Raw genomic sequence first — 13297 nt, 5'->3', positions numbered from 1 at the left:
GGATCGGCCCGCACAGTCACTTGGCTATGGTTTCACGCCGCCGCGGCGGCCTGCTCTGCCGCCTTCTCGGGCTTGACCCCGACGAGATGGCAGATCGCATAGACGAGGTCGGCTTTATTCATCGTGTAGAAATGCAGGTCGCCAACGCCGCGGTCGATCAGGTCCAGCGCCTGCTCGGCGCAGACAGCGGCCGCGACCAGGCGGCGCGTCGCCGCGTCGTCCTCCAGCCCCTCGAAGCGGTCGGCGAGCCATTGCGGCACGCTCGCCCCGGTCTTGCGGGCGAAATTGGCGGTCTGCTTGAAGTTCTGGACCGGCACGATCCCCGGCAGGATCGGGATGTTGATCCCGGCAGCCCGAACCTTGTCGAGATAGCGGAAATAGACGTCGTTATCAAAGAAGAACTGGGTGATCGCACGCGTCGCGCCTGCATCGACCTTCTTCTTCAGCGCATCGATGTCGGCGTCGAGCGACGCCGCTTCCGGGTGCTTCTCGGGGTAGGCCGAGACGGTGACCTCGAAATCGCCGATGCGCTTGAGGCCGGCGACCAGGTCCGAAGTCTGGTGATAGCCCTGCGGGTGCGGCTCGTAGGCCGTGCCGAGCCCACCGGCCGGATCACCGCGCAGCGCCACGACGTGGCGCACGCCGGCATCCCAGTAAGCGCGGATGACCTCGTCGACCTCGTCGCGGGACGCCGACACGCAGGTCAGATGCGCCGCCGGCTTGAGGCCGGTTTCCTCGACCATGCGCTTGACGGTGGCATGGGTGCGCTCGCGCGTGGAGCCGCCGGCGCCATAGGTCACCGAGACGAAGGAGGGTCCGAGCGGCTCGAGCCGGCGCACGCTCTCCCAGAGCGTGACCTCCATCTCCTCCGTCTTGGGCGGGAAAAACTCGAAGGACACCTTCGGGCGGCGGGAGCCATGCCGGCTGGGGCGAAACGCGTTCATCAGGCCACCTCTAGATTGTTCTGACGCTGCACCGGATCGGATTGGACGCGCCGGTCCCTGCCCCGCCAGAGCATCACCGGCAACTGGCCGGAGCCACCCCCGGCCATCGTGATTTCCTCGGACATGTCACAGCTCAGCCCGCTCTCCGCGAACCAGCCGGCGATCTGCGCCTGCGAGAAACCCAGCCGGCGATGGGCATGCTCGGTGCGCAGGAATTCCATCTCGTGGGGCGCAAAATCGACGACGATCAGCCGCCCGCCGGGGCTCAGCATCGCCGCAGCCTCGCGCACCGCGCGGCCGGGATCGTCGAGGAAGTGCAGCACCTGATGGATGATGACGAGATCGAAGGCGCCGCGCGGAAACGGCAGCGCATAGATGTCGCCCTGGCGCAGCTCGACACGCGACAGCCCCGCCTTCTCGAGATTGGCGCGCGCCACGGCGAGCATGGCGTGATTGGCGTCGACGCCGACAGCCCGGCCGAATTTCGGCGCGATGCGCTCCAGCATGCGGCCCGTGCCGGTGCCGAGATCGAGCATGCTGCCCGGCGTCCCATCGCCGACAGCCGCCTCGACCGCCGCCTCGACGGCATCATCAGGCACGTGCAGCCGGCGCAGGCGATCCCAGTCGCGGGCGACGCTGGCGAAATAGGTCTGCGCCACTTCGGCTCGCGTTCCCCGCACAGCGGCAAGCCGCTCGCGATCCGCCGCCAGCACCGGATCGGACCGGTCGAGCCAGGCCGCCAGCGACGCGGCAAAGGCACCGCCAGCTCCGGTCTCGTCGAGCCGGAAGAAGGCCCAGGCGCCCTCGCGCGAGCGCCTGACCAGCCCGGCCTCGGCCAGAAGCTTGAGATGGCGCGAGATGCGCGGCTGCGACTGGCCGAGAATGTCGGTCAGATCTGACACCGATAACTCGCCCTCGGACAGCAGCGCCAAGATGCGCAGCCGCGTCTCCTCGCCCGCGGCGCGCAGGCCGGCGAGAAGAACATCCGAGGAGAGCGTGGTCGGCTGGCGCAAGCGTGCGACTCCGCGTGAATGAAAAAAGATATAAAGATATCTTTATGTCAGACAGCACACCAGCGCAAGTTCAAACTGTGCCGGCGCGGCCATGTCGCGTGCCCGCTGCCATGGCTCGCCCAAGCGCGCTGAACAGGCGCGGATCGCTGGATTGCGCGACATTGAAGCGAAGGAACCGCCCCGCCGTTTGCGACAGGCTGTAGACATTGCCGGGCGCCAGAACGATGCCCTCGGCGAGCAGCTGCCGGGCGATCACCGACGAATCCAACCCTTCGGGCAGCGCGCACCACAGGAACATGCCGCCACGCGGCTCGATCCAGGGCTCGACACCCATCGCACGCAGCCGCCGCGACGTCTCCCCCATGGCGCGGGCGAGACGCGACCGCAGGCCGTCCATGTGCTTGCGATAGCTGCCGTCCTTCAGGATGGTCAGGACCATCTCCGCCGCCAGGCGGCCGGTGCCGAAGGAGGCTGCGATCTTCAGGTCGATCAACCCGTCGATCCAGTCGCGCCTCGCCGCAATGTAGCCGCAGCGTGCCGACGCCGAGAGCGCCTTCGAGAAGCTGCCGATCTGGACGACCCGGTCGAGCCCATCGAAGGCGGCCAGACGCGGCGCCGGCTCCAGCTCGAAATCGGCGAAGATATCGTCCTCGACGATCGTCAGCCCGAACTGATCGGCAAGCTTCAGAACCCGATGCGCCACGACCGGGGAGAGGGTCGCACCCGTAGGATTATGGAGCGCCGAGTTGGTGATGTAGAGCCGCGGGCGCTGCTCCGTCAGGACCTGCTCGAACGCGACCGGATCCGGCCCATGCTGCGTATAAGGCACACTGACGATGCGGACGCGGTGGGCGCGCAGCAGCGCATGAAAGTTGAAGTAGCAGGGGTCGTCGACGAGAACCGTGTCGCCGGGCTCGACCAGGAAGCGGCAGACCAGATCCAGCGCCTGCGTGCCGGACTCCGTCAGCATGATGCTGTCCGGCATGGCCTCGATTCCGTGCAGCGCCAGTCGCCGGCCCAGCAACTGCCGGAGCGGCAACGACCCCAGCGGCGTACCATAATCCGCCAGCGTCTCGGCCGGCGCGCGCGACACCGTGCGCAGCGCGCGACGCAAGGCATCCTGCGGCAGCCAGTCCGCCGGCAGCCAGCCGCAGCCCGGCTTGAGCACGGTTTCGCCGGCATCGAGCGTTTGCCGCGAGACCCAGAACGGATCGACCGCGCGCTCCAGCCTGGGCCCGAGATCGGCGACCGAAAACGGCTGCGCATGCCCCACGACATAGAAGCCGGAGCCGCGGCGCGCCTGGATCACGCCCTCGGCCGCAAGGCGATCATAGGCCTCGACGACCGTCGATTTGGAAACCGCCATCGTCTCGGCAAAGGCTCGGATCGACGGCAGGCGGGCGCCCGGAGCCAGCACGCGCCCGGCGATACGCGCCCTGAGAGCCTGCATGACAAGGCCGACGCGCGTCCCGCCATCGCCATCCGTCAGCGCACTCGGACCCATCCGTACGGCCTCCATTGCCAGTACAGTTTGTCCGAACTGTACTGAACTGTCTCTGGAGAATTTCACACCGCCAACCGATGCAGAAGGCGAGGCGGAACCCGACGATGGACAAGATGACGAGTGGCTGGATCAACGGCCTTCTGGGTGTGCTGATCTTCAGCGGCTCCCTCCCCGCAACGCGCGTTGCGGTCGCGGATTTCGACCCGGTCTTCCTCACCCTGGCCCGGGCCGCCATCGCGGGCCTGGTCGCGCTCGCCCTGCTGGTGGCCTTCCGGGAAAGGCGACCGCAACGCAGCGACGTGCTGCCACTGATGGTCGTGGCTCTCTGCGTCGTCATCGGCTTTCCGCTGCTGACGGCCTTCGCGCTTCAGCACGTCACCTCGGCGCACTCGATCGTCTTTATCGGGCTTTTACCGCTCGCCACCGCGCTTTTCGGCGTGGTCCGCGGCGGCGAGCGCCCGCACCCGACCTTCTGGGTGTTCTCCTGCCTTGGGAGCGGCCTCGTCGCCTGCTTCGCCCTGGCGCAAGGCTTCACCGCCTCGCCGACCGGCGACCTGCTGATGCTGGCCGCGATCACCCTCTGCGGCCTCGGCTATGCCGAAGGCGCCGCCCTGTCCCGCCGGCTCGGCGGCTGGCAGGTGATCTCCTGGGCCCTGCTGCTGTCGCTGCCCGTTACGGCCGGCCTCGCACTCAGCCTGCTTCCGGCCTCCTTCGCCGAAACCGGCCAGCCCGCCTGGATGGGTCTGGCCTATGTCTCGCTGTTCAGCATGCTGATCGGCTTCGTCTTCTGGTACCGCGGCCTGGCACAGGGCGGCATCGCCGCCGTGGGACAATTGCAGCTGCTGCAGCCCTTCTTCGGCCTGGCGCTGGCCGGGCTCCTGCTGGGCGAGACCGTGAGCTGGCAGATGCTCGCCGTGTCAGTCGCTGTGGCGGCCTGCGTCGCCGGCGCGAAGCGCTTCGCACGCTAGCGCCGCAGTCGAAGGTGCTGGCGCGGCCATGCCTTGTGCAGAGCCACCCCGCTCTCAGGCCCGAAGCGATGCCCGGCCCGACGAGCTCGCCTCTGTTCGCCTTGCGCGGCCGGCGAGACCCAATGGCTTCCTGTAACGCGAGCGACCCAGACCGGGATCACTCACAAGATTGCCCTGAAATCAGGGAAGGTTCGACCAGAAGGACAGCAACCGACAACTGGCCCAAGCGCGCCCTTCGCGGGATGGCGCACCACGGCAGAACCGCCAGGGGCACGCCATCAACACGCAACCGCTGGCCGCGCGAGCAAGGCGCACGCGCTGGGCTCATTATGCCGATAGGCTCACCTCACCTGCAGTGAGCCCGCCGCCGTCTTGCCGCGTTCGGTCTTGAGCTCGAACGAGACTTGCTGGCCTTCTGTCAGCGTCATCAGGCCCGCTTCCTTTACGGCAGTTATGTGCACGAACACATCCTTGCCGCCATCAGCGGGTTGAATGAAACCAAAGCCCTTCTCGGTATTGAACCATTTGACGGTGCCAGTCGCCATCGCCGCATCCTTTGGAAGCCTTAGCGTCTTCGCGGCCGACGGATACAAGCGTCCATTGGTCGCGCCTTTGAAGGATTGACCGAATTTTCATGCTTGTCGAGAACAAAGAAGAAGCCGGCAAGCTAGCCTGATGATCAAGACTTTGTCAGAAGCAAGCGCGTCATGACCGAAGTCCGGGATGACCCTCCAAGATATATCTCGACTTCGCCCGGATCGACCGTATAGCGCCCCACCTCGTCATGAGCGCCAAGCCGCGCAGCCTCCAGTCGGAAGCGCACGGTACGGGTCTCGCCGGCTCGCAGCATGACCTTGTCGAAGCCCTTCAATTCGCGCAGCGGCCGCGAGCGGGTCGCGACCGGCTGGCGGATGTAGAGTTGCACGACCTCCTGCCCATCACGCTCGCCCGCATTGGTCACATCAACCGAAACCTCGACCGCGCCGTTGAGCGGGATGCTCGGCCGCGACACGCGCGCATTGGCATAGGCGAAGCGGGTATAGGAGAGTCCGTGGCCGAACGGGTAGAGCGCCTCGTTGGGCTCGTCCATGTAGATCGATTCATAGCGCTGACGGATCTTCTGCGGCCGCCCTGTCGGGAGCTGGTCGTAATAGACGGGGACTTGACCGACAGAGCGCGGAAAGCTCATCGGCACCCGGCCCGACGGATTGACCTTGCCGGTCAGGATGTCGGCGATGGCCGTGCGGCCCTCGGTACCGCCATGGAAGGTCTGCAGGATCGCCGCGACGTGGCTGTCGGCCCAGCTCAGGATGAGGGGCCGCCCCGTGGCGAGCACCAGCACCACCGGCTTGCCCGTCGCGACCAGCGCCGCGAGCAGTTCCTGCTGGACGCCGGGCAGGTCGAGCTTGGTCCTCGAGGCGCCCTCGCCCATGAACTCGCAATCCTCGCCGAGCATGGCGACGATCAGGTCGCTCGCAGCCGCGGCGCGCACCGCCGCTTCCTTGTCGGCGAACTCCGTGCCGCAGGCCTTGGTGAAGGCGGGCTCGTAGGCGACGGCGACATCCGCAGGCAGCCGCTCCATCAGCGCCTCGGGCAGCGCCTGCACGACGCGCCGGCCCAGCCCGGCAGGGTCGGTCCAGACGCGTTCGTCCTCGGGCCGCGCCATCGCGCCGATGACAGCGATCGACTTCACGGACGGCTTGATCGGCAGGGTCGCGTCGGCGTTCTTGAGCAGCATCGCGCCTTCCTGCGCGGCCTTGAGCGCCACATCGCGTGCAGCTTGCGTCTGCATCAGCGCCGGGGCCGCCTCGGGATCGACGTCGGGCTTGTCGAACAGGCCGAGATGGAACTTGACCCGCAGCACCCGTCGCACGGCCTCGTCGAGCGCCTTCACCGGGACGCGGCCGGCCTTGACCTCGGCGGCGAGGTGCTTGTGGAAGACATCGCCCATCATGTCCATGTCGATGCCAGCGAGCAGCGCCTTGCGCGCGGCCTCGGCGTCGTCCTTGGCGATTCCGTGCAGGCGAAGCTCCGTGATCGAGCCGAAATCGGAGGTAACGAAGCCCTTGAAGCCCCATTTCCCGCGCAGCAGATCGGTGAGCATGCCCCTGTGGGCCGTGGCCGGAATGCCATTCAGAGCGTTGAACGCCGCCATCGCCGTCATCGAGCCGGCCTCGAACGAAGCCTTGAACGGCGGCAGGAAGAGGTCGTGGAGCTGGCTCGTCGGGATCCAGGTCGAGTTGTAGTCGCGCCCGCCCTCGGCGGCGCCATAACCGACGAAATGCTTGACCGAGGCGGCGACGCCGCCGCGCTGATAGCCACGCGTGCGCGCCGCCGCGACGACGGAGCCGAGAAAGGCGTCCTCGCCCGCGCCCTCGAGAACCCGGCCCCAGCGCGGATCGCGCGAGATGTCGACCATCGGCGCGAAGGTCCAGTTGATGCCGGCGGCGGAAGCCTCCCGGCCGGTCCAGTAGGCCGCCTCCTCGATCAGCCCCGGATTCCAGGTCGCGGCCTGGCCGAGCGGCAGCGGGAAATAGGTCGAGAAACCATGGACGGCGTCGAGCCCGATGATCAGCGGAATCTTCAGCCGCGTCTGGCGAACCGCTTTTTGTACCTCCAGCACCTCGGCTGGCACGACGAAGTTCATCACCGCGCCCATGCGGCCGGCCCTGACCTGGTTGATGTCGAAGCCTTCGCCCCGTCCTGACAGATGCAGCTGACCGACCTTCTCCTCCAGCGTCATCTGTCCGAGCAGGCCGTCGATGCGCCGCTCGATCGCGGTTGCCTCCCGGCCCGTCTTCCACCCGACCGCCTGCGGTGCGGGCGGCTGTTGCGCCGATGTGCGCGTCCCAAGGGACGGAATGGCGAGGCAGCAGGCGAGAAGCGTGGCGGCAAGCCGCAGTGTCATGGAGTGCATCTTTCGGGGAAGCGAGAAGGCGGGAGCGAGGATCAGTACGATGAAATCAATGACGGATGTCGACCGCCGCCCTACAGGAATGAACCAGCCGGCTCAACCTCGAGGCCGGGCAGGCTGGCTTACCGGTTGCATTGCAGCTATCGCCTGAACGCCTTCTGAATCGGACCCACACGCCATGCCGCAGACCACCGCGCCTCTCGCCTCGTCGCTGGAGCGGCACCGGCTCTATGAGGACGCGCTCGCACTCCTGCTCGGCACGCTGATGGTCTCGATCGGCATCGCGCTGTTCTCCAAGGCGATGATCATGACCGGCGGCGCGGCCGGGCTTGCCCTGCTGCTGCAATATGCGACCGGCCTCGAATTCGGCCTGCTCTTCTTCGTCATCAACCTGCCGTTCTACTGGCTCGCATTCCGGCGCATGGGGCTGGCCTTCACGCTGCGCACCTTCGTCGCGGTCGGCCTCGTCTCCCTTCTCGTGCAGGCGACGCCGCTCTGGCTCGACATCGCGGCCATCCAGCCGGTCTATGCCGCGCTGGCCGGCGGCAGCACGATGGGGCTGGGCCTGCTGGCGCTGGCCCGCCACCGCACGGCCATCGGCGGGGTCAACATTCTGGCGCTCTTCCTGCAGGAGAAGCGCGGCTGGCGCGCCGGCTGGGTCCAGCTCGCCATCGATGCCGCGATCTTCACCTGCGCCCTCTTCGTCCTGCCGCTCGACCGGCTGGCGGTCTCCCTTCTGGGGACGCTGGTTCTCAACGCGGTGCTCGGCATGAACCACAAGCCCGGGCGGTACATGGGCGTCTCGTAACGGGTGCGACGCAGGCGGAACTTGCGCATGGGCCAGCGGCATGCGAGTCACCCCGCCGGGTGACCGAACGCGACGAGGCTCGAGACCATGGCCCAACCCCTGACCATCGAAGACCTGCGCCTGCTGGCGAAGCGCCGCGTGCCGCGCATGTTCTACGACTACGCCGATTCCGGCGCCTGGACCGAAGGCACCTACCGCGCCAACGAGACCGATTTCGCCAAGGTCAAGCTGCGCCAGCGCGTCGCCGTCGACATGACGAACCGGACGCTGGAATCGACGATGATCGGCCAGAAGGTCGCGATGCCGGTCGCGCTCGCCCCGACGGGGCTGACCGGCATGCAGCACGCCGACGGCGAGATCCTGGCGGCCCGGGCCGCTGCCAAGGCGGGCGTGCCCTTCACCCTCTCGACCATGAGCATCTGCTCGATCGAGGACATTGCCAACCACACCGGCACGCCGTTCTGGTTCCAGCTCTATGTGATGAAGGACCGCGACTTCATCGCCCGCCTGATCCAGCGCGCCAAGAAGGCCGGCTGCTCGGCCCTGGTGCTGACGCTCGACCTGCAGATCCTCGGCCAACGCCACAAGGACATCCGCAACGGCCTCTCCGCCCCGCCGAAGCCGACCATCGCCAATCTGATCAATCTCGCGACCAAGCCGCGCTGGTGCCTGAAGATGCTGGACACGCCGCGCCGGCAGTTCGGCAACATCGTCGGCCATGTGACCGGCGTCGCCGACATGTCCTCGCTCTCCTCCTGGACCGCCAGCCAGTTCGACCCTCAGCTGAACTGGGACGACGTCAAGTGGATCAAGGATCAGTGGGGCGGCAAGCTTATCATCAAGGGCATTCTCGACCCTGAGGATGCCGAGATTGCGGCCCAATCCGGAGCCGACGCCCTGATCGTCTCGAACCATGGCGGCCGCCAGCTAGACGGCGCGCTCTCCTCGATCGAGGCGCTGCCGCAGATCGTCGAGCAGGTCGGCAACCGCATCGAAGTACTGTTCGACGGCGGCATCCGCTCGGGCCAGGACGTCCTCAAGGCGCTGGCGCTCGGCGCGCACGGCACCTTCATCGGCCGTGCCTTCCTCTATGGCCTCGGCGCGATGGGCGAGAAGGGCGTGACGCTCGCCCTCGACATCATCCGCAAGGAACTCGATGTGACGATGGCGCTCTGCGGCCTCCGCGACGTCAAGCAGGTCGACGAGCGCATCCTCGTCGGCGGGCGCGAAGGGGCGATCGCCCGGCTGGCGACCTGATCCCCGGCTCCCGCCTTCGGTTCCTCACTGAACGGAAGCGCATGAAAAAGGCCCGGCGGATCGCATCCGCCGGGCCCTTCTTCTTTTGGCCACCTGCGGCCGACCGCGCGATCGCGCGGTGGGCCGCCGGAGCTCAGCTGCGATACCAGGCCGCGAGGTTCCAGGTGTCGACGTCCCAGCCGCTGTGATCGATCGAGAGGGCATTCGCCGCAGCGACGACCTTCTTGCGCGACAGGATCGGCAGGATGACGTTGGCCTCGCAGAAGATCTCGTTGACCTTGATCAGGAGCGCGGCGCGCTTGGCAGGGTCGAGCTCCTTCTGGGCAGCCCGGTAGGCCTCGTCGGCCGCCGGATCGGTGTAGCGGGAGACGTTGCGGCCGAGCCACTTGTTCTCCTTGTTGGCGACCTCCCAGGAGACGAACTGGTTGAGCAGGCGCTCCGGATCGGGCTGCGGCTGCGTCGTCGTGTACATCTCGATGTCGGTGTACAGCTTGGTGTAGGTGTCGGGGTTCGCGACGTCAGACGAGAAGAACACCGACGCAGTGACCGACTTCAGCTCGAGGTCGATGCCGGCCCGACCGCAGGCCTGCTTGATGATCGCCTGGACCTTCTGGCGCGGGGCGTTGATCGAGGTCTGGTAGACGTATTTGAGCTTCTTGCCATCCTTCTCGCGGATGCCGTCGGAGCCCTTCTTCCAGCCGGCTTCGTCGAGGATCTTGTTGGCCTTCTCGATGCTGAACTCGTACTTCAGCTTCGTCGACTTGAACTGCTTCGGCTCGTTGACGAAGCTCGCCGTCGCTGCGCCGGCGCGGCCATAGATGAACTTCTGGATCGAGTCGCGGTCGATCAGCAGGTTGATCGCCTGGCGCACCGCCGGGTCCGACAGCGTCGGGTGCTTGGTCTTGATGCTCGAGCGCTCGCCATCGACCTCGGTCCACGGATCGGTCGTGTTCAGAGTGATGAACTCGATGTCGCCCGCGGGAGCCGCGCTGGTGCGGCCGCGTCCGCCCGTCTCCATGCGCTTGAGGACCTCGTCCTCGACCAGCGTGTCCCAGGCGTAGTCGTATTCGCCGGTCTGCAGCACGGCGCGCGCCGCCGAGACCGCATCACCGCCGCCCTTGATCTCGAAGCTGTCGAAATGCGGGCGGTTGACGACGTGGTATTCCTCGTTGCGGGTCGCCGTGAGGATGTCGCCCGGCTTGAAGTCGGTGAACTTGTAGGGACCGGTGCCGACGGGCTTCAGGTTGACCGGGTTCTCACGCGACTTGGCGCCCTTGAAGTCGGCGAAGAGGTGCTTCGGGATGATCATGCCGACGGTGCCGACGAAGGCGTCGGCCCAGAACGGCGTCGGCTTGGCGAAGATCACCTTGACGGTGAGGTCGTCGACCTTCTCGACCTTGATGTCCTTGTAGGCGCCCGAGGTGTAGGCGGCGGTCGCCGGATCGGCGGCGTATTCCCAGGTGAAGACGACGTCATCGGCGGTGAACGGCTTGCCGTCATGCCACTTCACGCCGGGCTTCAGCTTCCAGGTGACGCTCGTCCCGTCCTCTGAGAGGCCGCCATTGGCGCGCGTCGGCACCTCGGCAGCGAGCTGCGGGATCAGGTTGCCTTCCTTGTCCCAGCCGGCGAGCGGCTCGTAGAACACGCGCGAGGCGATCTGGTCCTTGGTGCCCGAGGCGAAATGCGGGTTGAGCAGCGTCGGCGCCTGCCAGAGCAGCATCTTCAGCGGGCCGCCGCCGCCAGCCTTGGTCGGCTTGTATTCGAGCGTGGCGTTGGCCATCGCGACGTCGTTCCAGGCCAGGATCTGGCTGGCGATCGGCGCGGTGATTCCGACCGCGGCCAGCCTCTGGATAAAGGAACGGCGCGAAATCTGCCCGTCCTTGACGCTCTGAACCATACCCTGAATTTGCCGGCTATCCATAACGAACCTTCGCAGTACAGTCACTGACGCCCATGACAGAGCGGAGAGACACAGAACAATTGCTTCAAGGCCACGACATTACTATGTCGAGACCGCGGGACATCTCTAGAAGCTTCGCCTTAAGCCCCGCTTAAGGGGATCGGTCAAAGCGCCGCATCTTTGACCAGAGTGCCGTCACTTTAGCCACCCCGCGCGACGCATGCCGCGCGTGCACCCGCGCAACGAAAAGGCCCCGCGGCGGGAGCCGCGGGGCCTTGGTCCTTCATCGATCGATGCCTCAGCGCGAGAATTTCTTGTACTGGATGCGCTTCGGGATGGTGCTGTCGATGCCGAGGCGACGCTTCTTGTCCTCCTCGTAATCGGCGAAATTGCCCTCGAACCACTCGACATGGCTGTCGCCCTCGAAGGCGAGGATGTGGGTCGCGATGCGGTCGAGGAACCAGCGATCGTGGCTGATGATCACGGCGCAGCCGGCATAATCCTCCAGCGCCTCTTCGAGCGCACGCAGCGTATCGACGTCGAGGTCGTTGGTCGGCTCGTCGAGGAGGAGGACGTTGGCGCCCGACTTCAGCATCTTGGCGAGATGGACGCGGTTGCGTTCACCGCCAGAGAGCGAGCCCACCTTCTTCTGCTGGTCGCCGCCCTTGAAGTTGAAGGCGGAGCAGTAGGCGCGCGAATTGATCTCTTTCTTGCCGAGATAGATGATGTCGTTGCCGCCCGAGATCTCCTCCCAGACGTTCTTCTTGTCGTCGAGCGAGTCGCGGCTCTGATCGACATAGCCGAGCTTGACGCTCTCGCCGATCTTGATCGTGCCGGCATCGGGCTTGTCCACGCCCGTGATCATGCGGAACAACGTCGTCTTGCCGGCGCCGTTCGGGCCGATCACGCCGACGATGCCACCCGGCGGCAGCTTGAACGACAGATCGTCGATCAGGAGCTTGTCCTGGAAGCCCTTCGACAGCCCCTCGAAATCGACGACATTGTTGCCCAGCCGCTCGGCGATCGGGATGATGATCTGCGCGGTGTCCGGCCCCTTGTTGTTGGCCTTCTGGACCAGCTCGTCATAGCGCTGGATGCGGGCCTTGCTCTTGGCCTGGCGCGCCTTTGGCGAGGCCGAGATCCACTCCTGCTCGCGCTCCAGCATCTTCTGCCGCGAGGCGTCCTCACGGCCCTCCTGGGCGAGACGCTTCTGCTTCTGCACTGACCAGGCCGAGTAATTGCCCTCATATGGGATGCCCTGGCCACGATCGAGCTCGAGGATCCAGCTCGTGACGTTGTCGAGGAAGTAGCGATCGTGGGTGACGATCAGGATCGCCCCCGGATAGGTCCGCAGATGGCCTTCGAGCCAGGCGGTGGTCTCGGCGTCAAGATGGTTGGTCGGCTCGTCGAGCAGCAGGAGCTCGGGCTCTTCCAGCAGGAGCTTGCACAGCGCGACGCGGCGGCGCTCGCCACCCGAGAGCTTGTCGACCTGCCAGTCGTCGGGCGGGCAGCGCAGCGCGTCCATCGCCTGGTCGACCTTCGAATCGAGATCCCAGAGGCCCTTGGCCTCGATCTCGTCCTGCAGCTTGGTCATCTCGTCCGCAGTCTCGTCCGAATAGTTCATGGCGAGCTCGTTGTAGCGGTCGAGGATCGCCTTCTGGGGTCCGACGCCGAGCATGACGTTCTCGCGCACCGTCAGGTTCTCGTCGAGCTTCGGCTCCTGCGGCAGATAGCCGACGCGCGCGCCTTCTGCGACCCAGGCCTCGCCGGTCCACTCCTTGTCCATGCCGGCCATGATCTTGAGCAGCGTGGATTTACCGGCGCCGTTGACGCCGAGCACGCCGATCTTCGCGTCGGGATAGAAGGAGAGGTGGATGTTGTTGAGAACCTGCTTGCCGCCCGGATAGGTCTTCGACAGGCCGCGCATATGGTAGATGAACTGACGGGACATAAGCGAGCCGGCTCCGCTTTCGGACTGATGGTCACAAG

The 13297-nt window shown here is 66.3% G+C and carries 10 protein-coding genes; 3 read left to right on the top strand and 7 right to left on the bottom strand.

Annotation, left to right across the window (positions count from 1 at the left end):
* Window positions 1-32 precede the first annotated feature (32 nt).
* From metF to VGN82_RS23890, 3 genes are all read right to left on the bottom strand, one after another.
* Complete coding sequence (metF, locus tag VGN82_RS23900; RefSeq protein WP_327529575.1) at window positions 33-944, bottom strand: methylenetetrahydrofolate reductase [NAD(P)H]; 912 nt, start codon at window positions 942-944, stop codon at window positions 33-35.
* Window positions 944-1957, bottom strand: coding sequence for an ArsR/SmtB family transcription factor (locus tag VGN82_RS23895; RefSeq protein ID WP_327529574.1), 1014 nt, complete (start codon window positions 1955-1957; stop codon window positions 944-946). The genes metF and VGN82_RS23895 overlap by 1 nt, the downstream gene beginning before the upstream one ends.
* Before the next feature lie 70 nt (window positions 1958-2027).
* Window positions 2028-3461, bottom strand: coding sequence for an aminotransferase-like domain-containing protein (locus tag VGN82_RS23890; RefSeq protein WP_327529573.1), 1434 nt, complete (start codon window positions 3459-3461; stop codon window positions 2028-2030).
* 104 nt (window positions 3462-3565) lie between these two features.
* Between VGN82_RS23890 and VGN82_RS23885 the strand changes: the two genes are divergently transcribed.
* A complete protein-coding gene (locus VGN82_RS23885) occupies window positions 3566-4429 on the top strand; it encodes a DMT family transporter (RefSeq protein ID WP_327529572.1) in 864 nt (287 codons plus the stop codon).
* 341 nt (window positions 4430-4770) lie between these two features.
* On the opposite strand, the gene VGN82_RS23880 is transcribed toward VGN82_RS23885, so the two are convergent.
* Window positions 4771-4974 (bottom strand): cold-shock protein, encoded by a 204-nt coding sequence (locus VGN82_RS23880; RefSeq protein ID WP_327529571.1) that lies wholly within the window; start codon window positions 4972-4974, stop codon window positions 4771-4773.
* Between the two features lie 134 nt (window positions 4975-5108).
* Entirely contained in the window at window positions 5109-7337 is a 2229-nt protein-coding gene (locus VGN82_RS23875) for a glycoside hydrolase family 3 N-terminal domain-containing protein (protein ID WP_327529570.1), read from the bottom strand.
* Between the two features lie 184 nt (window positions 7338-7521).
* Between VGN82_RS23875 and VGN82_RS23870 the strand changes: the two genes are divergently transcribed.
* Complete coding sequence (locus VGN82_RS23870) at window positions 7522-8151, top strand: DUF6198 family protein (protein WP_327529569.1); 630 nt, start codon at window positions 7522-7524, stop codon at window positions 8149-8151.
* Window positions 8152-8238: 87 nt separating this feature from the next.
* Window positions 8239-9408: an alpha-hydroxy acid oxidase gene (locus VGN82_RS23865; protein ID WP_327529568.1), complete on the top strand. Its 1170-nt coding sequence runs from the start codon at window positions 8239-8241 to the stop codon at window positions 9406-9408.
* Window positions 9409-9541: 133 nt separating this feature from the next.
* On the opposite strand, the gene VGN82_RS23860 is transcribed toward VGN82_RS23865, so the two are convergent.
* Both VGN82_RS23860 and ettA read right to left on the bottom strand, forming a co-directional pair.
* Complete coding sequence (locus VGN82_RS23860) at window positions 9542-11329, bottom strand: peptide ABC transporter substrate-binding protein (protein WP_327529567.1); 1788 nt, start codon at window positions 11327-11329, stop codon at window positions 9542-9544.
* Window positions 11330-11606: 277 nt separating this feature from the next.
* Window positions 11607-13259, bottom strand: coding sequence for an energy-dependent translational throttle protein EttA (gene ettA / locus VGN82_RS23855; protein ID WP_327529566.1), 1653 nt, complete (start codon window positions 13257-13259; stop codon window positions 11607-11609).
* Window positions 13260-13297 lie beyond the last annotated feature (38 nt).

The organism is Allobosea sp. (assembly GCF_035999205.1).
In the GTDB taxonomy this organism is placed as follows: domain Bacteria; phylum Pseudomonadota; class Alphaproteobacteria; order Rhizobiales; family Beijerinckiaceae; genus Allobosea.
This window is presented reverse-complemented; position numbering and strand designations above follow the sequence as displayed.

Excerpts from the sequence above, each read along its gene's own strand:
- metF (WP_327529575.1), bottom strand. The coding sequence starts at position 944 with ATGAACGCGTTTCGCCCCAGCCGGCATGGCTCCCGCCGCCCGAAGGTG.
- VGN82_RS23890 (WP_327529573.1), bottom strand. The coding sequence starts at position 3,461 with ATGGGTCCGAGTGCGCTGACGGATGGCGATGGCGGGACGCGCGTCGGC.
- VGN82_RS23885 (WP_327529572.1), top strand. The coding sequence starts at position 3,566 with ATGGACAAGATGACGAGTGGCTGGATCAACGGCCTTCTGGGTGTGCTG.
- VGN82_RS23880 (WP_327529571.1), bottom strand. The coding sequence starts at position 4,974 with ATGGCGACTGGCACCGTCAAATGGTTCAATACCGAGAAGGGCTTTGGT.
- VGN82_RS23875 (WP_327529570.1), bottom strand. The coding sequence starts at position 7,337 with ATGACACTGCGGCTTGCCGCCACGCTTCTCGCCTGCTGCCTCGCCATT.
- VGN82_RS23870 (WP_327529569.1), top strand. The coding sequence starts at position 7,522 with ATGCCGCAGACCACCGCGCCTCTCGCCTCGTCGCTGGAGCGGCACCGG.
- VGN82_RS23865 (WP_327529568.1), top strand. The coding sequence starts at position 8,239 with ATGGCCCAACCCCTGACCATCGAAGACCTGCGCCTGCTGGCGAAGCGC.
- VGN82_RS23860 (WP_327529567.1), bottom strand. The coding sequence starts at position 11,329 with ATGGATAGCCGGCAAATTCAGGGTATGGTTCAGAGCGTCAAGGACGGG.
- ettA (WP_327529566.1), bottom strand. The coding sequence starts at position 13,259 with ATGTCCCGTCAGTTCATCTACCATATGCGCGGCCTGTCGAAGACCTAT.